At 37.1% G+C, this 22,651-nt stretch carries 18 protein-coding genes and 2 pseudogenes; 7 read left to right on the forward strand and 13 right to left on the reverse strand.

The annotated features are described in order from the left end of the window. Positions 1–3: 3 nt before the first annotated feature. From AC1M36_RS20455 to AC1M36_RS20470, 4 genes and pseudogenes are all read right to left on the reverse strand, one after another. The gene (locus AC1M36_RS20455) at positions 4–1,134 is read right to left on the reverse strand and encodes an acyl-CoA dehydrogenase (protein WP_336451533.1); all 1,131 of its coding nucleotides are present in this window, start codon (positions 1,132–1,134) and stop codon (positions 4–6) included. A 92-nt stretch (positions 1,135–1,226) separates the two neighbouring features. Further along, positions 1,227–2,078 (reverse strand): 3-hydroxybutyryl-CoA dehydrogenase, encoded by an 852-nt coding sequence (locus AC1M36_RS20460; RefSeq protein ID WP_336451532.1) that lies wholly within the window; start codon positions 2,076–2,078, stop codon positions 1,227–1,229. A gap of 19 nt (positions 2,079–2,097) precedes the next feature. Beyond that, a pseudogene (locus tag AC1M36_RS20465) lies at positions 2,098–3,382 on the reverse strand (acetyl-CoA C-acetyltransferase). 9 nt (positions 3,383–3,391) lie between these two features. Further along, the gene (locus AC1M36_RS20470) at positions 3,392–5,497 is read right to left on the reverse strand and encodes a (Fe-S)-binding protein (protein ID WP_336451531.1); all 2,106 of its coding nucleotides are present in this window, start codon (positions 5,495–5,497) and stop codon (positions 3,392–3,394) included. Positions 5,498–5,701: 204 nt separating this feature from the next. Here AC1M36_RS20470 and cls point away from each other — a divergent pair, with 204 nt between their 5' ends. The 3 genes from cls (at position 5,702) to AC1M36_RS20485 (ending at position 10,658) form a co-directional block, all read left to right on the forward strand. Continuing rightward, positions 5,702–6,895, forward strand: coding sequence for a cardiolipin synthase (gene cls, locus AC1M36_RS20475; RefSeq protein WP_336451530.1), 1,194 nt, complete (start codon positions 5,702–5,704; stop codon positions 6,893–6,895). Between the two features lie 45 nt (positions 6,896–6,940). Further along, the gene (gene uvsE, locus AC1M36_RS20480) at positions 6,941–7,894 is read left to right on the forward strand and encodes a UV DNA damage repair endonuclease UvsE (RefSeq protein WP_336451529.1); all 954 of its coding nucleotides are present in this window, start codon (positions 6,941–6,943) and stop codon (positions 7,892–7,894) included. A 79-nt stretch (positions 7,895–7,973) separates the two neighbouring features. Beyond that, the gene (locus AC1M36_RS20485; RefSeq protein ID WP_336451528.1) at positions 7,974–10,658 is read left to right on the forward strand and encodes a DUF4084 domain-containing protein; all 2,685 of its coding nucleotides are present in this window, start codon (positions 7,974–7,976) and stop codon (positions 10,656–10,658) included. 39 nt (positions 10,659–10,697) lie between these two features. On the opposite strand, the gene AC1M36_RS20490 is transcribed toward AC1M36_RS20485, so the two are convergent. Further along, entirely contained in the window at positions 10,698–10,844 is a 147-nt protein-coding gene (locus tag AC1M36_RS20490; RefSeq protein ID WP_336451527.1) for a quorum-sensing peptide PapR, read from the reverse strand. A gap of 157 nt (positions 10,845–11,001) precedes the next feature. Then, positions 11,002–11,856, reverse strand: a complete 855-nt coding sequence (locus AC1M36_RS20495) for a helix-turn-helix domain-containing protein (protein ID WP_336451526.1) — start codon at positions 11,854–11,856, stop codon at positions 11,002–11,004. A gap of 225 nt (positions 11,857–12,081) precedes the next feature. Between AC1M36_RS20495 and AC1M36_RS20500 the strand changes: the two are divergent. After that, positions 12,082–12,526: pseudogene (locus AC1M36_RS20500) on the forward strand (M4 family metallopeptidase); the annotation flags it as partial. A gap of 38 nt (positions 12,527–12,564) precedes the next feature. Here the strand turns inward: AC1M36_RS20500 and AC1M36_RS20505 are convergent. From AC1M36_RS20505 to AC1M36_RS20520, 4 genes are read right to left on the reverse strand one after another with little or no spacing between them, the layout of a single operon-like run. Beyond that, positions 12,565–13,167, reverse strand: a complete 603-nt coding sequence (locus AC1M36_RS20505; protein WP_336451525.1) for a response regulator transcription factor — start codon at positions 13,165–13,167, stop codon at positions 12,565–12,567. Then, positions 13,164–14,294, reverse strand: coding sequence for a sensor histidine kinase (locus AC1M36_RS20510; protein ID WP_479846136.1), 1,131 nt, complete (start codon positions 14,292–14,294; stop codon positions 13,164–13,166). The genes AC1M36_RS20505 and AC1M36_RS20510 overlap by 4 nt, the downstream gene beginning before the upstream one ends. Further along, complete coding sequence (locus AC1M36_RS20515; protein ID WP_336451523.1) at positions 14,295–15,029, reverse strand: ABC transporter permease; 735 nt, start codon at positions 15,027–15,029, stop codon at positions 14,295–14,297. It abuts the gene before it with no gap. Next, positions 15,026–15,928, reverse strand: coding sequence for an ABC transporter ATP-binding protein (locus tag AC1M36_RS20520; RefSeq protein ID WP_336451522.1), 903 nt, complete (start codon positions 15,926–15,928; stop codon positions 15,026–15,028). The genes AC1M36_RS20515 and AC1M36_RS20520 overlap by 4 nt, the downstream gene beginning before the upstream one ends. 196 nt (positions 15,929–16,124) lie before the next feature. On the opposite strand from AC1M36_RS20520, the gene map reads away from it, so the two are divergent. Together map and AC1M36_RS20530 are read left to right on the forward strand one after the other, a co-directional pair. After that, positions 16,125–16,922, forward strand: coding sequence for a type I methionyl aminopeptidase (gene map, locus AC1M36_RS20525; protein WP_336451521.1), 798 nt, complete (start codon positions 16,125–16,127; stop codon positions 16,920–16,922). A 440-nt stretch (positions 16,923–17,362) separates the two neighbouring features. Continuing rightward, positions 17,363–18,763, forward strand: coding sequence for a M28 family metallopeptidase (locus AC1M36_RS20530; RefSeq protein ID WP_336451520.1), 1,401 nt, complete (start codon positions 17,363–17,365; stop codon positions 18,761–18,763). Positions 18,764–18,888: 125 nt separating this feature from the next. Here AC1M36_RS20530 and argS read toward each other — a convergent pair whose 3' ends face one another. Further along, positions 18,889–20,559 (reverse strand): arginine--tRNA ligase, encoded by a 1,671-nt coding sequence (gene argS / locus AC1M36_RS20535; protein WP_431613153.1) that lies wholly within the window; start codon positions 20,557–20,559, stop codon positions 18,889–18,891. Beyond that, positions 20,559–20,996, reverse strand: coding sequence for a YwiB family protein (locus tag AC1M36_RS20540; protein ID WP_336451518.1), 438 nt, complete (start codon positions 20,994–20,996; stop codon positions 20,559–20,561). Before AC1M36_RS20540 ends, argS begins: the two co-directional genes overlap by 1 nt. A 202-nt stretch (positions 20,997–21,198) precedes the next feature. Here AC1M36_RS20540 and AC1M36_RS20545 point away from each other — a divergent pair, with 202 nt between their 5' ends. Then, complete coding sequence (locus tag AC1M36_RS20545) at positions 21,199–22,185, forward strand: S66 family peptidase (protein ID WP_336451517.1); 987 nt, start codon at positions 21,199–21,201, stop codon at positions 22,183–22,185. 24 nt (positions 22,186–22,209) lie between these two features. Here AC1M36_RS20545 and AC1M36_RS20550 read toward each other — a convergent pair whose 3' ends face one another. Next, positions 22,210–22,572 carry a YxeA family protein gene (locus tag AC1M36_RS20550; RefSeq protein WP_479846137.1) on the reverse strand — a complete coding sequence of 121 codons (363 nt, stop codon included), beginning with the start codon at positions 22,570–22,572 and terminating at the stop codon, positions 22,210–22,212. Positions 22,573–22,651: the final 79 nt, after the last annotated feature.

Consider the following 22,651-nt stretch of genomic DNA (forward strand, 5'->3'; position numbering starts at 1 on the left):
CTCTTATAGTGCCCGGCTAATAACAAGTCTTTGTATTTCACTCGTTCCTTCATAAATCTCACAAATTTTCGCATCACGGAAAAATCGCTCAACTGGATAATCTTTCGTATAACCATAACCACCAAATACTTGCACGGCTTCAATTGCAACATCCACCGCTGTTTTCGAAGCAAACAACTTGGCAATAGATGCCTCTTTTCCGCACGGAAGCCCTTGCGCTCTAAGTGATGCCGCTCTATATACAAGTAGCCTTGCCGCTTCTACACTCGTAGCCATATCCGCTAGTTTAAAACCAAGTCCTTGCTGCGCGGCAATTGGCTTCCCAAATTGCTGACGCTCCTTCGCATAATCCACTGCACATGCTAGCGCTGCCTCAGCAATTCCAAGTGCCTGCGCTCCAATACCAATACGGCCGACATCTAGATTTGCCATCGCAACTTTAAACCCTTGTCCTTCTTCACCAAGTAAATTCTCTGCCGGAACTTTCATATCTTCAAACGTTAATTGCACGGTACGAGAGCCAAGCAGTCCCATCTTATGTTCGTCTTTTCCTACGATTAAACCTGGCGTATCTTTCTCTACAATAAACGCGGAAATCCCGCTTTTCCCTGCATCTGGATTTGTAGAAGCAAATACGATATATGTATCCGCCTCACCGCCGTTTGTAATAAATACTTTTGATCCATTAATAACATAATGATCGCCTTGCTTTTTGGCTCTTGATTTTAAACTACCTGCATCTGAACCTGCATTCGGCTCCGTTAAAGCAAACGCTCCTAAATATTCACCCGTTGCTAGTTTGGAAACATATTTTTGCTTTTGTTCTTCTGTTCCAAAATATAGGATAGGATTTGTTCCAACCGATGTATGCACCGCCAAAATAACACCAATTGTCGCACTTACCTTTGATAATTCTTCGATAGCTAAAATGTAAGAAATGAAGTCCATTTCTGCACCGCCATATTTTGCTGGCGCTGGGATTCCCATCAGTCCAAGTTCACCCATCTTCGTCAAAATTTCTCTAGGAAACACCCCTTGTTCCATCTCTGGAACAAAGGGAGCAATTTCCTTCTGTGCGAAATCTCGAACCATTTTCCTCATCATCTGCTGCTCTTCTGTAAAATGAAAATTCATATGCCCCGCCTCCATTTGCTATATTTCTTCTTTCGAATTCCTGGTAAGACCACTACTTTATACAAAGAGGGAGACCTACCTACCCTTGCTTTCTACTCGTACACATAGAAGCCGCGGCCTGTTTTTCTTCCTAGCCAGCCAGCATTTACATATTTACGTAATAATGGACATGGGCGATACTTACTATCTCCTAATCCTTCGTGCAGAACTTCCATAATGTATAAACATGTATCTAAACCGATAAAATCTGCTAATGTTAATGGTCCCATTGGATGATTCATGCCGAGCTTCATCACTTCATCGATCGCTTCTTTCGTCGCTACGCCTTCATATAACGTATAAATCGCTTCATTGATCATCGGTAATAAAATACGGTTGGAAACAAATCCAGGGAAGTCATTTACTTCAACAGGTACTTTTCCAATTTTCTTTGTAATATCTTCAATTGTTTCGTATACCGCATCGTCTGTTGCAAGTCCGCGGATGATTTCTACAAGCTTCATAACCGGAACTGGATTCATAAAGTGCATCCCAATTACTTTCTCTGGACGCTTTGTTACCGCTGCAATTTCCGTAATTGGTAAAGAAGATGTATTCGTCGCTAAAATCGCATGTTCTGGTGCAATTTCATCTAAATTCGCGAAAATCTTCTTTTTAATATCCATTTTTTCAACAGCTGCTTCAATGACAAGATCCGCTTCCTTTACACAATCTAGTTCAAGCGTTGCTGTAAGGCGATTTAAAGTCGATTCTTTAACCTCTGCATCCATACGCCCTTTCTCTACTTGTCTAGCTAAATTTTTTGTAATAATAGCTAATCCTCGATCTAATTGCTCTTGTTTCAAGTCTTGCATATACACGTTATATCCTGCCATTGCACATACTTGTGCAATACCCGAACCCATTTGCCCCGCACCGATTACAACTATTTTTTGTACACTCATTTTTTTCTCCCCCTTTTTATTAGTGAACCTCAATCATAATCGCGTCGCCTTGACCACCGCCGCTGCAAATCGATGCGATTCCAATTCCGCCGCCGCGCTGCTTTAGTGCATGAATAAGCGTTACAATAATTCGTGCACCGCTTGCTCCAATTGGATGCCCCATCGCAACCGCGCCACCGTTTACGTTAATTTTCTCTGGATCAATTCCTGCAATATTAGCACTTGCAATCGCAACTGCCGAGAACGCTTCATTGATTTCGAATAAATCAATCTCATCCACCGTCTTACCTGTTTTCTTCAAAAGCTCATTAATCGCATAACCTGGCGTTCTTGGAAAATCTTTCGATTCCACCGCAATTGCTGTATGCGCTAAAATTGTTGCTAATGGCTTTCTTCCTTCTTGCTGCGCTCTGTCCTCGCTCATTAATACAAGCGCTGCCCCGCCATCGTTTAACCCTGGTGCATTCCCAGCTGTTACTGCCGCTGACGGATCGAATACAGGTTTTAATTTTGCTAACTTTTCAACCGTTGTATCTTCACGCGGCGCTTCATCTTTTGTCACAACAATCGGATCTCCTTTTCGCTGTGGTACTGAAACAGGAACGATTTCTTCTTCAAATCTTCCTTCCTTTTGCGCCGCAACTGCGCGTTGATGGCTACGGTACGCCCATTCATCTTGCGCTTCGCGAGAGATTCCGTCCTCCTTCGCAACTTCTCCGCCATACACGCCCATATGTATACCAGAAAATGCACATGTTAAGCCGTCTACTACATTTAAATCAGCAACTTGATTATGTCCCATCCGGTATCCCCAGCGTGCGCCTTGCAAAATATAAGGGCTATTGCTCATGGATTCCATTCCGCCTGCTACAATAAGTGTTTGATCTCCAGTACGAATAATTTGATCCGCTAACGTCACAGAGCGAAGGCCAGATGCACAAACTTTATTCACCGTTTCCGTACGCGTTTCCCAAGGAAGCCCAGCTTCTCTCGCTGCTTGACGAGAAGGAATTTGTCCCTGCCCTCCTTGAATTACCGCTCCAAATATAACTTCTTCAACATCATTTGCAGCAACGTCCGCTCTCTCAAGCGCAGCTTTAATCGCGATTCCTCCAAGTTCCGTTGCTTTTACATCCTTTAAAGATCCTCCAAACTTTCCAACCGGTGTTCTTGCAGCACTTAAAATAACTGTTCTTACCACTTTTATTTCCCCCATTTCTTTTTTTCGGCGCTGAGCGCCCGCTCGGTACTCTTACGCTGAGAAGAGGTGCAAATCTTGCACCTCTTTCTAAAGTTGTATGGATTCTTACGTATTACATAACTTCTTTCTTAGGCCCAATTACAGAGCGTTCTAAAATCTCTGTTATATCAAGCGTTTGAACTTTTTCCTCTACCTCTTTTGCTTTCGTACCATCACTAATCATCGTTAAACAATACGGACACCCCGTACCAATAATTGACGGTGACGTTGCAAGTGCTTGTTCTGTACGCGCAACGTTAATGCGTGAGCCTGTTGTTTCTTCCATCCACATAAGCCCGCCACCTGCGCCGCAGCACATGCCTGTTTCACGATTACGCTCCATCTCAACAACATTTACACCTGGAATTGCTTTTAAAATATTGCGTGGTGCTTCATATACTTCGTTATATCTTCCTAAATAACAGGAATCATGATACGTAATCGTTTCTTCAATACGGTGAACTGGCTCTAATCGCCCTTCTTTCACCCACTGTTCTAATAATTCTGTATGGTGATAGACTTCTGCTTGTAAGCCAAAGTCTGGATACTCATTTTTAAATGTGTTATAGGCATGCGGATCAATCGTAACGATTTTCTTCACACCTGCTTTTTCAAACTCCTCAATATTTTTAGTTGCCATCTCCTGGAACACGAATTCATTTCCGAGGCGGCGTGGTGTATCTCCAGAGTTCTTTTCTTTGTTACCAAGAATCGCAAATGATATGCCTGCTTTATTCATCAGCTTCGCAAATGATATCGCAATTTTCTGACTGCGGTTATCATACGATCCCATAGAGCCAACCCAGAATAAATATTCAAACTCTTCGCCAGCTTTTGTTTTCTCTTTCACAGTCGGAACTGTTACTTCATCATCGCCTTGGCGCCATGTTTCACGCTCTTTACGATTCAGCCCCCACGGATTTCCTTGGCGCTCAATATTTGTCATTGCACGCTGCGCTTCCGCATCCATCTTTCCTTCTGTTAAAACAAGATAACGGCGTAAATCAATAATTTTGTCGACATGCTCATTCATAACTGGACACTGATCTTCACAGTTACGGCATGTTGTACATGCCCAAATTTCTTCTTCTGTAATGACATCCCCAATTAAGCTTGGATCATAAGCAAGTGCCGCTGCTGATTCTTGTTGTCCTTGTCCAGCCGCCATCGCTAACTGATTTCCTTGTGTTTTGTTAAACGCAACTGCCGGAACCCACGGTACCTTTGAGGTTACCGCTGCCCCCTTATCTGTCAGATGGTCGCGAAGTTTTACAATTAAATCCATCGGCGACAATATTTTTCCTGTCCCTGTTGCCGGACACATATTTGTACAGCGCCCACACTCTACGCAAGCGTATAAATCAATGAGCTGATTCTGTCTAAAGTCTTCAATTTTTCCAACACCAAATGTTTCTTGTGTTTCATCTTCAAAATCAATTTTTTCAAGCTTTCCTGGATTAGAAAGACGGCTAAAAAATACATTGGCCGGTCCAGCAATTAAATGTGCATGTTTCGATTGTGGTACATAAACTAAAAACGTTAACAAAATAAGTAGATGCAACCACCAAGAGAAATAGAACACCGAAATGGCTACGGTTTCATTTATCCCCGAAAAAACATAAGCGATTCCAGAAGCAATTGGTTCGCTCCATGAAAGTTCCTCTCCGTGCCATATAAGGCCCATACCGTTACCAAGTAGTACAGAAAGCATCAAACCTCCAATAAAGATAAGAACAAGGCCCGATTTAAAATTACGTTTTAAACGAACAAGCTTTTCAACGTATCTTCTATGAAAAGCCCAAAAAACTGCGATTAAAATCATTAGTGTGACAATTTCCTGGAAGAATGTAAATGCAGGGTATAGTGGTCCAAGTGGAAGATGTGATCCTGGTGCAAGTCCTTTCCAAATGAAGTCTATTGCTCCAAATTGGACAAGAATAAATCCATAAAAAAACATAACGTGCATGATGCCGCTTTTTTTATCTTTCAGCAATTTTTTTTGGCCGAAAACGTTGACCTTCAGAAGATCCCATCGTTCTTTAAAGCGACGATCAAATTCTACTTTTTTTCCTAATTGTATGTAGGCCATCCTCGTTCGTATAAGATATACAAACAAATATCCCGCATAAACAATAACAGCAATGGAAGCCAGCCAATTCATAATCAGTAAGCTATTCATTTTTATGCTACCCCTCTCTTTGTAAGCCCTCTTTCTTTTAGAATCTTCGAAAATAAATAATTTTCTGAATTATATCCCCTATTCCCATTATATAATGAGTGAGCATTCAGTCAACAGTTTTTTGTTATACAACACAACATTTTTTCATAAAGCTATTTATTTAGGTGAAACTATAAGAATGAATTCTCAGGAGGTAATTTGATAATGGTCTTTTTATCTCTCTTACTAACAGGCTTAATCATATGGATTTCACTCGACCTTTTACTCGGAAGAAAACATCATTTAAAAAAAATAAAACCCCGCTCTTTTCCTTTACGATGCAGCGATTTTAAATTATATACATGGGGCACAAATTTATACAATGATTTACTTCTGGATATACAGGAGGCGAAGCATCATATACATATTTTATTTTTCATTGTCAAAAATGATGAAATTAGTCAAACCTTTTTACAGCTTCTCACTGAAAAAGCAAAACAGGGTATAGAAGTACGTCTCCTTCTCGATCGTATAGGAAGTCATCATTTATCAGATGAATCCATTCGCTCACTCAGGCAACATGGTGTATCTTTTTCATATTGTCATAAAATCAAGATCCCTTTTCTCTTTTTTTCTGCAAACCAAAGAAATCATAGAAAAATTACGATTATCGATGGGAAAGTTGGCTATATTGGGGGGTTCAACATCGGAGAGGAATATTTAGGTCATGATCCAGAACTTGGCCTTTGGCGTGATTATCATTTACGCCTGACTGGAGAAGGCGTACAAGATCTACAAAAACAGTTTTTGCACGATTGGCGCGATGATACAAATGAAGATTTGCTAGAAGAAGCATCATTTTTTCCTAAACAGCTACCAGGACCTATAGTGCACCGTTTTATCCCAACAGACGGGGCCTATTTACAGGAAACATTTGTATCACTTATTGAAAGTGCAAAAGAAGAATTATACATTGGGACGCCCTATTTCATTCCAGGAAAAATAGTGATGAATGCGTTATTACAAGCAAAAAAGCGAGGTGTTCGCGTTACAATTCTTGTTCCAAAAAAGGCAGATCATCCACTCGTTCGCGAAGCAAAATTACCATACTGCCGAAAATTGATACAAGCAGGTTGTAATATTTACGAATTTCAACAAGGGTTTTTTCATGCCAAAATTATTATGGTAGATAATCATACTTGTGATATTGGAACAGCTAATTTTGATATGAGAAGTTTATATATCAATCATGAAATAAATTGTCTCCTTTATGATCCAGCTTTTATACAAGAAATTAAGGTTCAAATTAGCAAAGATATTGAAGGCTCTTCATTGCTTACTTGGAAAGATGTTTCCTCTCTCTCTCTCGTCGATAAAGGAAAAGAATGGATTGGGACGTTACTAGCGTTCTTCTTATGAAATGAAACTTTTATAAGTAAATAATAAATAACGGGGGTAGAGCAGATGATTATGCGCTTTGGGTATGTCTCACATGCAGTGGCTTTGTGGGACTGTTCCCCTGCTAAAACAATGACATTTACAACGTGGAAAAAGCTTGGCAAACAGGAACGAGAAGAGAAACTATATAATGTTACAAAACAAAACCTTATGCATACATTACGTATCCTGCATTACAATATCGCACATGAAATTCCCTTATATCGATTATCTTCTTCTATCGTTCCACTGGCAACGCACCCTGAAGTCGATTTTGATTATATCCATATATTCGCACCATTTTGGCGTAAAATGGGGGAATTAATCCGAGAGCATAATTTACGAGTGAGCTTTCATCCAAATCAGTTCACATTATTTACAAGTGACAAACCTCACATTACAGAAAATGCCGTTCTAGATATGACATATCACTATAACGTATTAGACGCAATGGAATTAGCAGATTCTTCTTATATTAACATTCATGTAGGGGGTGCATATGGCAACAAAGAAAAGGCTATCCTACGCTTTCATGAGAATATAAAAAAGTTACCGCCACATATCAGGCAGCAAATGACTCTTGAAAATGATGATAAAACCTATACAGCTTCTGAAACATTAGCTGTTTGTAATCAAGAACAAATCCCTTTCGTATTCGATTACCATCATCATATGGCAAATCCATGCGGCGAACCATTGGAAAAGCTATTACCAGCTATTTTTGAAACGTGGAATCATACAAATACAATTCCTAAAGTTCATATTTCTTCGCCAAAGTCAGAAAAGGAATTCAGAGCTCACGCTGACTATATTGACGCTACATTTATAAGACCCTTTTTGCACATTGCTAAAGCAGTCAATAAAGATTTTGACATCATGATTGAGAGTAAACAAAAAGATCTAGCACTTTTTCAATTAGTGGATGAACTCGCTTCTATTAGAGGAATAAAACGAACAAGTGGTGCAACGTTACAATGGTAATTGTAACGTTTTTTCATGATTCCACTTTCTCTAATGCGATATTATTATAATATAGTATTTTTTGAAATGGAGTCATGCAATGAATGAACACAAAATATATATAAATTTCTTTATTTTTTATTGTTGTATATTTCTTCTATGGATTACAATAATCCCACAAAGCTGGCTTGGAAAAGAGATTGGAATCCTTTTCTTATTTTGCTTTGCTACACTCTTATCCTGTTATTGTTTATATAAGACAATTCGGAAGATTACTAAGGAAGAAAGACTATTTTGGATACTCATCTTATGTACTTGCCTATTCGGTTTTACAATGGAAATCACGCTTTACTTTCAAGTGCTTTCGATTTACAAACAAGCTATTTTTTCATATGAAGCACTACCGTTTTTCATCATACAATACATTTTATTATTCATTGCTTTCGCAGTAAAATTCACAAAAAATTATTCAATAAAGGCTCTATCTCAATTTTTATTTGATAGTATTTTTATCATTATTATGAATATATATTTCATATTTACTGTTATCCTTCCTATACCAAGCCTTAACGCGATTACAGTAGAAATGTGGATTTTAACAGGGTATTTTATCGCCCAATCATCGGTCGTATACGCAGTCATTAGTTTATATAGAAGAGAACAACACTCTTCTAGTAGGATCGCTTTAATTATTGGTTTTTCTTCTATACTTATTTATAGTTATATTTATAAATTTTACAGAGGAATAATAGCTTCTGCTGAATTAATCTATCTTGTTCATACAATTTCTATTTTGTCCATTGGACTGTCTGCATTGCTATATGTATTAAATAAACCTGTCACAAATCCAACAAAAATAAAGTATTATCGCTTTGACTACATTCGGTTTATTTTACCATTTTTTAGTATCGTTGCAGTTTCTATTTTTATAATAGTTGAATATTCACAAAAAAAACCTATTTTAATCGGTTTTGTAGTCTCTTTAGTCTTATTATTCTTAAGACAACTTTATATGTGGAAAGATAATCAAAACCTGATTCATACGTATGAAGAATTAACTATACAACTAGAGGATAAAGTAAAAGAAGGCATTCATGCTCTTTCTAGAAGTGAACAACGCTATAGGTCATTATTTGAAGATCATCCTGATGCTGTTTTTTCACTTGATTTAAACGGGAATTTTCAAAGTACAAATAAGGCATGTACCAACTTATTTAAAGCATATTATTGTGAAGATACTAGTTATACCCTTTTCCATTTCATTGATGTAAATGATTATAAACTGGTAGAAGCTGCCTTACAGCGTACAAAAGAGGGAAAACCACAAACCTTAGAAATACGTACAAAAAGAATGGCAGAAAATCGCTACTTTCACCTGCATATGACACTCATTCCTATTATAGTTGAAAAGTTTGTAATAGGAATGTTTGGCATCGCTCGTGATATTACCGAGTTAAATGAAAAACAAAAACAAATTGAACACTTAGCCTTTCATGATGCGCTTACAGGAGTACCTAATCGCCGCAAATTTGAACTAGACTTACAGACTACTTTAAATAAACTAAGTATAAATCAAACATCGCTAGCCGTATTATTTGTAGATTTAGACCGATTCAAAAAAATTAATGATCGACTTGGACATGATGTAGGAGATTTATTACTCATTGAAGTCTCCAAAAGATTCCAAAATTGCTTGTGCACTCGAGATATCGTTGCACGTCAAGGTGGAGACGAATTTACGCTCATGTTGCCGGATGTCTATTCACAAAAAAGTGCAGGCTTTATCGCTGAGCGGTTATTAACCGCATTAAACAAACCGTTTTTTATCAAAAATGAAGAATTATCTATTACACCAAGTATCGGAATCGCCATGTTTCCTGATCACGGCACAAATGTAACAGAACTCATGAAACATGCAGATATTGCTATGTACCGTGCAAAAGCAACCGGAAAAAATAAATTTGTTTTCTTCTCAGAAGAAATGAGCATTGTTGAAAATGAAACGCAATTTTTAGAAGGAGAACTTTCAAAAGCATTGCAGCAAAATGAATTCTTCTTACAATACCAACCACAAGTCAATACAAGAACAGAAGAAATTATCGGCTTCGAAGCATTGATTCGTTGGAAACATCCAAAGCTTGGGATTGTGTCACCTGCACAGTTCATCCCTATTGCAGAAGAAACGAGATTTATTATTAAACTCGGAGAATGGATTCTACGAACTGCTTGCCAGGAAGCCAAAAAATGGCATGATGAAGGATTTACCCAATTAAAAGTTGGTGTAAATTTATCAGTCGTACAATTTAATGATGGGGAATTAATTTCAACGATCTCAAGAGTATTAAAAGAAACGAGTTTAGCTCCGCAAGCATTAGATCTCGAAATTACTGAAAGTATTGCTCTTAACAAAAAACAATCAGTAATTGAAAAGCTAGAGCAACTGCAAGAAATTGGCGTTCAAATTTCAATTGATGACTTTGGAACAGGTTATAGCTCATTATCCTATTTAACAAAATATCCAATTCACACACTCAAAATCGCAAGAGAGTTCATAAGTCAAATTCATAATAATCCGTTAGAGGAGGCCATTACGTCTTCTATTATTACACTAGCAAAAGATTTGCAGCTTAACGTTATTGCTGAAGGCGTTGAAACACATGAACAATGGTCATTTTTACACCACCAAAATTGCGACCATATTCAAGGCTTTTTAATTAGTAAACCAGTTTCTTCTCATAAAGTATTGAATTTATTACAGAAACAACTACAAATTCATTCTTCTTAACATCTAAAAAAGAACCCTCGCCAGGGTTCTTTTTTTATCTTAGTATTCAAATGGTAAATCAGAAGCCAACTGTACTTCTTGATTGTTATGAATGACTCCATAACTTTCATCTAATAATTTATCTCCAAGAGAAATACCCCATATCATCGCTAACGTCAACATACTACCGATAAGTAGCTTTTTCATATTCCATCACCCACATGTTTTTCTTTCAATATATCATGAAAATTTATCCATCCTATATGCAATTATGCATATCCATTAATGTCCAAACCTTAATTCTATCTACTCTTATAAAAAACTCGTTTTTATCCCATTAATAAGCTCCTTACCAAGAAAAGCATCACTTTAATTTTTTTAAAAGTGTATCTTTATACTCATGCAGTTCTAATAAATCAAAGAAGAACAACGCTTTTTCATAAGCTTCTTGAATGTCTTCTTTTGCATTTCCTAGCTTTTCAAGACATTCACCTTTTTGATATTGTAATTGTCCAATTAATGACATGCTATTAATACGACAAGAGATTTCAATTGCCTTTATAACCTGATAAAGCGCCTCTTCATATCGATTATCTAAATACAGTGCTTTTGCATGATTATATCTAACCTTTACAGCAAATTCTTCATTGCTATGGAGAGATTCCAATTGTTTTAAAATATCTTCAAACAACTCAATACTTTTTTTGAAACATCCATTTTCTGCATAAATGTTTGCTATAGCATTTTCTATATATAAATTTTGAAATACATCAATTCCTGCTAATTCTTGGTTGAGTAATTTTTTTAGTTCTAAAATACAATATTCATAACTTATCTTTTTTAACATATACGCTGCCAAATAATACTGCCACTGAAGAAATTGTTGAAATTCTGGATGATACTCATCTTTTTTGAGTTCCTCCCAGACTTTATTATAAATTTCTTTATATTTCTTTTGCTTACAGAGTAATAGAATATAATCTTTAAACTGTTTCTTTCTTTCAATATCAGAATAAATGAGTACCTCATAAAAATGAATGATGGGAACTCTTAGCTTTGCTGCAATTCCTTGGAGTATATCCATACTTGGATATACTGAGCCTGATTCAATTCTGCTCACTTCTGATTGATGACATATATTATCAGATAACTGTTTTTGTGTTAAACCTCTTAACATTCTAATTTTCTTTATTTCTGCTCCCAGCTTTTCTGCGTGCATAATTGTTCACCATCCCATTACAGAAATCTAACTTCCGAAGTTGTCATACCACTACAATACTGGTTTTCGACAATTTTTGACATGAAATATTGCATAACATGTATAAATTTAGCAAACTTTTCTTATAAATCATCTTAGACAGATACAATACTCGTAGTGTTAGAAATGAATGATAGAAAAGTTGCTAGTGTATTCCTTACTTTTGGTCTACTCTAGCCTTTATCAATGGAAGCAATTCTCGTGCCCCAGAAATTGATAAAAGTGAAGCAAACGTTGAAGTTGCTCAACCTAGTTTCAATAATTCGTACATAAACTGAACTACAAAACATCACAGTAGGAAATATTGCTAAAAATACTTAAAGGGTGAAGTACAAGAGGTTAACGCGTAACAAAAACAAGTTACCACTGAAAAAATGTTGGCTTTCAACCTACAAATAAAAAGGCAAAAGAAAATCAAGCCGAAGTACGTCTTTTCCAAACATATAAAAGTGACAAAATATATGGTCAAGACATCGTTGTTAAAGTAGATAAGCATGAGGCAATTAAGACTGTTAGTGGTAAAGTTGCCCAAAACCTAGAACAGCAACCTCCTCTTACTATAACAAATATTTTGTCGAAAAATGAAGTAAAATCTAAATTCTATAACTCCTTACAAATTGTAAGAGATGCAAAAAAAGATGTTTACCACTATAACTGGTAAACATCTTTTTATATCCAACCCTTTTCTTCAGCAATCGTAATCGCTTCAATTCTATTTTTAGCATTTAGCTTTGTTAATACTTCTGAAATATAATTTCGCACTGTGCCAGGTGAAAGATAGAGTACTTTTGCAATTTCATTTGCTGTTTTTCCCTCTTTCGCTAACAGTAGTACTTCTTTCTCTCGATCTGATAATGGATTTTGTTCCTGCCATAACCCAAACATTAATTCAGGAGAAATCTCTCGTTTTCCCTGCATCACGTTGCGAATCGCTGCCGCTAAATCTTCACTCGGGCTATCTTTTAGTAAATACCCATGAACTCCTGCTTTCATCGCCCTTTCAAAATAACCTGGACGTGCAAATGTTGTTAACATCATTACCTTGCATGGTGATTTTTTCTTCTGTAGCATCTCTGCAACATCTAATCCGCTTTGAATCGGCATTTCAATATCCATAATACCGACATCTGGCTGCAACTTTTCAATTAATTTTAAAGCTTCTTCTCCATTTTCCGCTTGCCCAACCACTTCAATATCATCTTCTAAATCAAGAAGCGCTCCTAATGCCCCACGAAGCATTCGTTGATCCTCTGCAATAATAATTCGAATCATGCCCTCACCTCATCTTTTCCCGTTCTAATTACAATTGGAACCTTCACGATTAACATCGTCCCCGGATGCAGTTCCTCTAGTTCAAGTTCTCCATCAATCAGTGCGAGCCGTTCTTTCATACCTAATATGCCATTCCCATCATGACTTTGCTTTTGTAATCCCACTCCATTATCCTTAACCTGCAAAATAAGTTCTCCCTGTGTTTCAAATAAAGAAACTGTACATATCGCTGCCTTACTATGCTTGACGACATTTGTTACCGCTTCTCGCAAACACATCCCTAAAATATTTTGCTCAAGTGGTGATAATGCACTTGAACTCGCTGTTTGCTCTACCTCTAGTGAAATATTAGCAGCTTGCAGGATAACTTTTATTTGTTCCAACTCTTCTTCCACAGTAATCATCCGCATATCGGAAATCAATTCACGCAATTGTTTTAAAGCTGTACGAGATGTCTGCGTAATTTCCTTCGCTTCTAAGCTTGCACGCTCTGGATTTTTCACAATCAACTTCTCAACAAGTTGGCTTTTTAGAGTAATCAGAGATAATGTATGCCCTAACGTATCGTGGAGGTCCCTTGCGATTCGCTGTCGTTCTTCACGTTTTACTAAATCTTTAATTTGTTCGTTTGCTTGATGTAGCTGGTTCTTTAACATCTTTTTTTGATTGAAATTACGCATACCAAACGGTGTAAGAATCATTAAGATAAACATTGGAACAATATTAACTAAACTTGTAGTTGTTAATTGTTCAAGATATACAAATATAAAGCCTACAAGCATTACAATTAAAAGAACAAATAATACTCGAAATACCTTTTTACTTGGTGCAAATCCCATTGCACTTGCTGTAAAAAATCCAAAAAAGATCATAAAAGGATTATAAAGTAAGGCAAATAAGAATATAAGCACCATTTGAATACATGCCCATAAAATAAATGTCTTCTTCGCAAAATAAAGTTGACGGTATGTGATAACAAAAATGATCAGCATACCAATACCCATTAAAAGCTTCCATCCTGATACTTGCGTTAAATTGTAAATTGGAAATAGTAAATACACAAACCACATATATGGGAAGAACCCCATATGTTTTGGAAAAAATTCAAACTGCTTATTTTCTGTCATTTATACCGCTTCCTGTCTCTTTCTTATATATATTGATATTACAACAAATATAAGGAAATAACCTCCTAACATCGCGATATTTTCCCATCCTATCGATTTCCCATCGACAATATCCCATGCTCCGCTTCCAAAGTGATATGTTGGTGTCCATTCTCCAATTGTTCTTAATACTTTCGGGAAAACTTCAATTGGCATCCATAAACCGCCTAACACTGCTAAACTCATATTTAAAATGTTAGCAAGCCCCGCAGCTGCATCTGCTTTCTTAATGGAACCAATAACCGTTCCTAATGCTAAAAATGGTGTAACACCTAATAACAACCATAATCCAGCACCAATCCATTGCCCAATTGTTAACGATACGTCATTAATTAATATCCCTGCAATAAAGATCACAAGTATTGAAAAAGCATTTACCACTGTTTGAGAAATAATTTTAGCCGTTAAATATGCTCCCTCTGGAAGTGGCGTAATTTTTAAAAGATGTGTCCATCCTTGCCCTTTTTCTTGTGAAATTCTCACACCAAAACTAAAAAGCGCTGTTCCTACAATACTGAAAGTTGCCATTGAAATTAAATAATGCGCTTGCCATGCCGCACCATTTTGCGGCACTTGAATCACGTTTGTAAAAATGTAATAAAACAAAACTGGCATTAATAATGAAAAAAAGATAAATAATTTATTGCGAAATGTACGTAAGATTTCTATTTTGCATTGCATCCATAATGCTTTCATGCAATTCCCTCCTTCTGATTTGCAACAAACTGTTCAAATGCTTCATCAAGACTGCCACGTTCAACTGAAACATCTGTAACAGGTAAACTCTTTTGATAAATTGCTTGTAACGTAGCATCCGTATCGCCTGTTGTTAGGATAAAGCGCCCTTCATGTGATTTCACTCCTGTTACATGCGGTAATTCCTTCAGCAATCCTGTCGGAATATTTTCTTTTGAATAAAATGAAATCGTTTTTTGAGAAATCGTCGCTTTCATTTCCTCTGGTGTACCATCTGCAATGACTTTTCCATTAGCAAATAATAAAATACGATTTGCTAATGCATCCGCTTCTTCTAAATAATGCGTTGTTAAAATGATTGTTTTCCCTTCACTTGCTAGCTTTCGAATCGTTTCCCAGAAATTCTTTCTAGACGTAATATCCATTCCTACAGTCGGTTCATCTAAAAATAATAAATCCGGATTTCCAGCAAGTGCGAGTGCAAAATTCAACCGTCTTTTCTGACCACCAGATAGTTTTTCACATCGTTGCTTTATTTCTGACTCTAAGTTTGATAACTGAAGCAATGTTTCTTTTGCAACTGGATTCATATAATAGCTACGAAACAAATCAATAGCTTCGCCAACTGATATACTATCAATTACACTTACCTCTTGCAGCATTGCGCCAAGGCGATTACGAACGTCTCGATGCTTCGGGCTCTTTCCAAATACAGAAATACCTCCTTCTGATGGATCCTTTAATCCAAGCATCATTGATATCGTCGTTGTTTTCCCTGCACCATTTGGCCCAAGCAGTGCAACAATTTGCCCCTTCTCCACATGAAATGAAACGTTATTTACAGCTTTTTTATGTTTAAATGTTTTTGAAACACTGTTTACTTCAATAATCTTTTCCATCTCTCCACCTCCGCTGTTCCTTATATTTATATTGTATAAATTGGAAGAGATGGAAAACAGTAAGTTACGTCATGACATGCATATGACAATTGTCATAAAATCCTTATGAAATGAATCACACTACTCTGTTCTATACCTCTTCAAACCCTTTATAGAACGAGGTTAATAGTACGCAAGTAGCAGGACAAAAACAAACATGATACAATCGTGTAAGATATACATTCGAGGAAGGACAGTGGTTTTTTTTATGATCATTCGTAATGAACAAGATTTAGAAGGTTTACGAAAAATCGGCCGTGTTGTTGCGCTTGCACGTGAAGAAATGAAAAAACAAGCAAAACCAGGCATGACAACGAAAGAACTTGATTTGATCGGCAAAAAAGTATTAGACGAGCACGGTGCTATTTCTGCACCTGAAAAAGAATATGATTTCCCAGGCTTCACTTGTATTAGTGTAAATGAAGAAGTTGCTCACGGTATTCCAAAAGATCAAGTATTAAAAGAAGGCGACTTAGTAAATGTGGATGTATCTGCAGCACTTGATGGCTATTATGCAGATACAGGTATTTCTTTTGTTCTTGGTCAAGATGAAGAAAAAGAAAAACTTTGCCAAGCAGCAGTAGACGCATTTTGGGCAGCAATGAAAAAAGTAAAAGCTGGTTCAAAACAAAACCAAATCGGCCGTGCAGTTTCTAACTTCGCACATAAAAATGGCTATTCCGTTATTCAAAACTTAACAGGACATGGCATTGGACTTAGCTTACACGAAGCACCAAATCACATTTTAAGCTACTACGATCCAATGGATAATGCGCTTCTGAAAGACGGTCTTGTGATCGCTGTAGAACCTTTCATTTCTATGAAGGCCGACCACATTATCGAACGCGGCGATGATGGCTGGACATTTGTAACACCAGATAAAAGCCTTGTTGCACAATGTGAACATACAGTTGTCGTAACACGTGGTGAACCAATTATTTTAACTGAGCTATAAAAAGAAAAGGAATGCAAATGGCATTCCTTTTTCCATACAAAAAAGAAGAGAAATCAGCATTGATTTCTCCTCTTCGCATATGGATGCCTTACATATTTACTGATAGTAATCATGAAATGTGGGAACATGATTACCATAGTTAAAAGGTTCAAGCATGAAAAACAGAAATCCCACCCTGAATTTCTGTTTCTCTACATAATCTAAAGTTTGGGTACACTAGACATGCATTTTAGGGGCTTTCAAACAAGAAAGCGAACCTTCCTTTCAAATAATAGCATATACACCCCCTCTAGAAATATGTAAATATGCATATACAAATTATCCTTACTTTTATTTCTCAACTCAAATTGATTGAAAATACAAAAAATAACAGGTAGAATATAGTCGTTATCCGTCTTCTTTTGTCAGTCAGATAGAATAGAAGAATGGGAGAGGAATATATGAAGAAAACATGGAAACAAAAAATAGTAAGCTCTTTGCTTGCTGCAACACTCGCTGTCAGCTTAGCTCCAATCGGACAAGCAAAAGCTGATTCCCCGCAAACAACGATTGAGACTCCATCTATTACAAAACAAGTTGATGCAAATCGCGCAATCGAACATGTCCGCTTTTTATCAGAAACCATCGGCCCACGTCCTGGTGGAACACAATCAGAAAAATGGGCTTCCCGCTATGTCGGAATGAAATTAAAGTCAATGGGATATGAAGTAGAATATCAGCCATTTGCTGTACCCGATCAATATGTAGGGTTCATTGAATCACCATTGTCCAAATCGCGAAATTGGCAAGTCGGCGCTGCTCCAAATTCCCTTATTTCAGCTGAAGCTGTTACGGCTCCTCTCATTTTTGTGCCAAATGGGACAAAGTTAGACGAAATTCCAAATGAAGTCAATGGAAAAATCGTTTTATTTGAAAGAGGCGCAACAGTAGCAGATTACAACAAACAAGTAGAAAATGCAGTAGCAAAAGGCGCAAAGGGCGTTCTTTTATATAGTTTAATTGGTAGTCGCGGTAATTATGGACAAACATTCAATCCAAGATTAACGAAAAAACAGTCAATCCCTGTATTTGGCCTTGCTTATGCACAAGGAAATGCCTTCAAGGAAGAATTAGCAAAAAAGGGGAACACAATCCTTTCTTTAAAAGCAAGACATGAATCAAACTTACAATCACTAAACGTTATCGCGAAAAAGAAACCAAAAAACAGCACTGGAAATGAAAAAGCTGTTATCGTAAGTTCACACTATGACAGCGTTGCTGGAGCACCGGGAGCAAATGATAACGCCTCTGGAACAGGGCTAGTATTAGAATTAGCTCGCGCATTTCAAAATGTAGAAACTGACAAAGAAATTCGCTTTATTGCTTTTGGATCAGAAGAAATGGGACTGATTGGTTCTGAGTACTATGTTGATAACTTATCACAAAAAGAACGCGATCGTATTTTAGGCGTGTTCAATGCTGATATGGTTGCGACAAACTATGATAAAGCAAAAAACTTATATGCAATGACACCAGATGGTTCTACGAATCTTGTAACGGATGCTACACTAAATGCGGCTAAACAATTAAATAATGATCTTGTTCTTCAAGGTAAATTCGGCTCTAGTGACCATGTTCCATTTGCATATGCAGGCATTCCTGCAGCTCTGTTCATTTGGATGGGAGTAGATAGCTGGAATCCACTTATCTATCATATTGAAAAGGTATACCATACACCACAAGATAACATTCGAGAAAACATTTCACCAGAACGTATGAAAATGGCATTAGATGTTATTGGTACTGGTGTTTCTGATGTTCTTCAAAAGCCAGCTGTACAAAGTGAACAAAAAGCTGCTTAATTATAGCTAAAGGCCCCCATCTTTTGAAATGGGGGGCTTTTTTCATGATTCCAGATTAATAAAAAAGTGGTTTTCCCTGTTAGGGAAAACCACCGGGACTAAACAGTCGGCTCCGCTTTTCTCTATTACATTTTCTCCGGCGCAGATACACCTACTAATGCTAATGCATTTTGCAGTGTGATGCGTACTGCACGCATTAAGTCGTAACGAGCTTTACTTAACTCTAAGTTATCTTGGTTTAATACTTTTTCTGCATTGTAGAAGCTGTGAAGTGCTGCTGCTAATTCAAATGCATAGCTTGTAATGCGGTGTGGCAAACGTTTTTGTGCTGCGTCTGCAACTACTGCTGGGAATTCACCAAGTTTTTTTAGTAAGTCTACTTCTTTTTCAGATGCAACCAGTTTGTAGTTTACATCCCCACCTGCAGTTAAACCAAGTTCTTCTCCTTGACGAAGAATACTGCATACACGTGCATGAGCATATTGTGCATAGTATACAGGGTTTTCGTTAGATTTTGATACCGCTAAGTCCATATCAAAGTCTAAGTGAGAGTCACCGCTACGCATTGCAAAGAAGTAACGCATTGCGTCCACGCCTACTTCTTCCATTAATTCACGAAGTGTAACAGCTTTACCTGTACGCTTACTCATTTTTACTTTTTCACCATTTTGGTATAGTTGTACCATTTGGATAATTTCTACTTCTAACGTATCTTTGTCGTAACCAAGCGCTTGGATTGCTGCTTTCATACGAGGAATGTAACCGTGGTGGTCAGCACCCCAAATGTTGATTAATTTATCAAATCCACGCTCTAATTTATCACGGTGATACGCGATATCTGGCGTTAAGTACGTGTAAGAACCATCGTTTTTAATTAATACACGGTTTTTATCATCACCGTAAGTCATAGAACGGAACCAAGTTGCGCCTTCTTCTTCAAAGATTTCATCGCGCTCTTTTAATACTGCAAGAGCTTGATCAATCTTTCCGTTTTTGTATAGTGATGTTTCAGAGAACCAAACATCAAATTTAACACGGAAGCTTTCTAAGTCTTTTTGAAGTTTTGCTAACTCATATTTTAAACCGTACTCACGGTAGAACTCGTAGCTTTCTTTTTCATCAGCTTTTGCATAACGATCGCCAAACTCTTCTGCTAAGCGTTGTCCGATTCCAATGATGTCCGCACCATGGTAGCCATCTTCTGGCATTTCTTTTTCTAACCCTAATGCTTGCATGTAACGAGCTTCAACAGAAAGCGCTAAGTTATGAATCTGGTTACCAGCGTCATTAATGTAGTATTCACGAGATACATCATATCCTGCTTTTGCTAATACGTTACATAATGTGTCTCCTACTGCTGCACCGCGTGCATGTCCTAAGTGAAGGTCGCCTGTTGGGTTTGCAGACACGAACTCAACTTGTACTTTTTCACCTTTACCAGTGTTTGTTTCACCGTAAGCCTCGCCAGCTTTAACAATTGCCGGAATTAGGTCTGTTAAATAGCTGTTATCCATATAGAAGTTAATAAAACCAGGACCAGCAATTTCAATCTTTTCAATAGAAGCTTTTGCCTTATCAAAGTTTGCAATTAATTCTTCTGCAATCATACGAGGTGCTTTTTTCGCAACGCGCGCAAGCTGCATCGCCATGTTCGTAGAGAAGTCACCATGTGTTTTATCCTTTGGAGATTCTAATACAACATTTGGAATTTGTTCTTCTGTTGCTAATTCAGCTTTTAATACCGCAGCTTTAATTTCATCTTTAATCAATTCTTTTACTTGTTCTAAAGAGTTCATTATTTTGCCTCCTTCAAATTAATCGTAATTGTATATCGACCAGCTTCTTGTTCACTTAGAAGCAGTGCGTACGTTAAAAAGAGTTGTCCTTTTTTCTTCTCGCCCGACCATTTAAAAAGAACATTATCGGTTTTCGTTTGCAATGCAAACGTACCAAGCTCACTCGTATACGTACCAGTTGTCCATTCACCTTTCACATGCGTCTGACGCATAGAAACAGCACCTGAACGCATAATGAGAACTTGTTCACCTTGAATTTTGATAATTGTCTTCACTTCGCCTTGTTCGTTCGGCTCCTGAAATGTTACATATGTACTTTGACCTTTTACATAGTATTGACCATTTGCTTCAAAAGCAACGGTCTCCTTTCGTGCCCCTTCACGGATTTCTGTTACAAAATGAACGTGTACCGGCAAGCCTGCAAGTTGTTTCTCCACGTCTTGCACACCTTTCAACATGTTATAGATATTAAATACACTTTATAATAAATCACTTTTCCTATCATATCAAAAAAAGCCTCTGTCTGTCTGCTGAAAAATCAGGAAAACTCTGCTTCGAAAAAACAATTTATAAAGATCTATCGCCTATGATAAAATGTCTTTTAAATCTAAATTTTCTTTCAAAAAGGGGATATTACAAATGATACCATCAAAATTAAAAAGGGGAGATGAAATACGAGTTATTTCACCGTCTTCTAGTTTAAGTATTGTTTCAGATTACAATCGAGATCTTGCTATAAAACGACTAACAGATCTAGGATTTCATGTTACCTTTTCAAAAAATGCGGAAGAAATCGACCGTTTTGCTTCTTCCTCTGTTTCTTCTCGTATTCATGATCTGCACGAAGCCTTTGCTGACCCAAGGGTGAAAGCAATCTTAACAACACTTGGAGGATATAATTCCAATTGTCTCCTAAACCATATCAATTATGACTTAATTCGCAACAACCCTAAAATTCTCTGTGGTTATTCTGATATTACATCTCTAAGCAATGCAATTTATGCGAAGACTGGTCTAATTACATATTCCGGTCCTCATTTCTCTTCATTCGGAATGGAGAAAGGGCTTGATTATACAATAGAGTACTTTTTAAAATGCATGACTTCTGAAGAGCCAATAGAAATACAACCTGCTAAAACATGGAGCGATGATTCTTGGTATATGGACCAAGAAAATCGAACTTTCTTCCAAAATGAAGGCTATATTTCCTTACATAAAGGGGAAGCTGTTGGCAAAATTGTTGGCGGTAATATGAGTACCTTTAATTTACTACAAGGCACAGCATATATGCCGAGCTTACGAGATAAAATATTATTTTTAGAAGAGGATGCTTTAACGGGAAACGCAACTGTGCAGACATTCGATCGTTACTTACACTCCCTTATGCAACAACCTGAATTTGAATATGTAAAAGGTATTGTCATTGGAAAACTTCAAAAAGCGTCTGAAGCTGTTATAGAAGATATACAAGAAATGATTTACTCAAAACAAGAGCTTTCCCACATTCCTGTCATTGCAAATGCTAACTTTGGCCATACAACTCCAATATTCACATTTCCAATTGGAGGGCTTGTAAAAATTGTTTCTGACAAAATAAACACATCGATTGCACTTTTAACGCATTAAAAAGGAGCGAACACCTCGCTCCTTTTATACTTTCTGCAACTGTTTTAAAGCTTTTTCTGGAATTTCTTCTTTTGAAATCTCAGCCCATCCTTTTCCTTGCATTCCCTTCGCATAAATCTTTATAAAAGCACCAGAGTGCAATTGACGATTCACCATCTTTTTAATCGTTTGCTTCTCTCCATTTTCTGTGTAACCTTTTAACGTATATAAATATTCATCATCTATTCTCTCACCTTTATTTATAACCGCATAATAATCTTGTATTTCTTTATTTGAAAAGAAGTTATCGACAAATGCCTGAACACCTTCTGTTTTTGTTTGTAAATAATATGCCGTACCACCTAAAAGAATGGCAAAAACGGCTAAAACCTTTATCACCAATTTCATGCATGTACCTCCTATATACATTTCGCTTCATATTCACGTAATCATATTTGTAATTATACAGAAAAGGGCATGCTATTCT

Source organism: Bacillus sp. Medicinal_06 (genome assembly GCF_056711665.1).